General features: G+C 53.9%; 1 protein-coding gene and 2 tRNA genes. 2 read left to right on the top strand and 1 reads right to left on the bottom strand.

All coding sequences use genetic code 11. The features are described 5' to 3' along the window. Window positions 1-276: 276 nt before the first annotated feature. Both DYZ14_RS24010 and DYZ14_RS24005 read left to right on the top strand, forming a co-directional pair. Window positions 277-353, top strand: a tRNA-Ile gene (locus tag DYZ14_RS24010). 63 nt (window positions 354-416) lie between these two features. Further along, window positions 417-492: transfer RNA gene (locus tag DYZ14_RS24005), tRNA-Ala, on the top strand. Here the strand turns inward: DYZ14_RS24005 and DYZ14_RS24285 are convergent. After that, window positions 481-668: hypothetical protein (locus tag DYZ14_RS24285; RefSeq protein WP_210209321.1), on the bottom strand; the 188-nt coding region annotated here is incomplete at its 5' end. The genes DYZ14_RS24005 and DYZ14_RS24285 overlap by 12 nt on opposite strands.

Here is a 668-nt window from a genome sequence, read left to right as displayed (position 1 = left end):
CTTCCCGTGCTTTTTAGAACAATAGATGGGATCAGTCAGATCACCATCGAAACGCAATACGCCGCAAGAGACTTTGGTCCTTCCGGTATGGCGCGAGCCGCCGTCTACGTTTCTCTTTCTTCAAAAGGATATTGAACCATTGGTTTGCGCTCACGCGCTGTTCGCACCTTCGGTGCTGCGCTCCGCGAGGGCGCCGGACGACCGGCGACGGACTATCGTCCTGTATTGGCGAAACGAATTTGGGCTTGCCTGATTTGATTTGCTTTCCCCAGGAATGGGCCCGTAGCTCAGTTGGTTAGAGCACACGCTTGATAAGCGTGGGGTCGGTAGTTCGAGTCTACCCGGGCCCACCATTCTCGGTTCGCCTGATGGTTTACCTGATCCTGGCGTTTGCGCGTCAGGTGTTTGTGATGGTTGGGGCTGTAGCTCAGCTGGGAGAGCACCTGCTTTGCAAGCAGGGGGTCAGCGGTTCGATCCCGCTCAGCTCCACCAATACAATTTGGTGTCGAGATGGCGGTGAAGATATCCTTTGAAGAAAAATAGGTTTGCACCTGGTGAAATGCCTGGTGCCTGTTCTGCAAAATTGTGAAGAGAAGATTGATCTGGAGGCTTCCAGGTGTGGGTTTTACCCATGTCCGAGCCCTTTCCCGATGAACCCTTTGAAGGCC

The sequence above is a fragment of the Ciceribacter sp. T2.26MG-112.2 genome (assembly GCF_900492205.1).
Classification (GTDB): domain Bacteria; phylum Pseudomonadota; class Alphaproteobacteria; order Rhizobiales; family Rhizobiaceae; genus Allorhizobium; species Allorhizobium naphthalenivorans_A.
The sequence above is the reverse complement of the archived record's forward strand: the minus strand, read 5'-3'. Positions and strand labels throughout refer to the sequence as shown.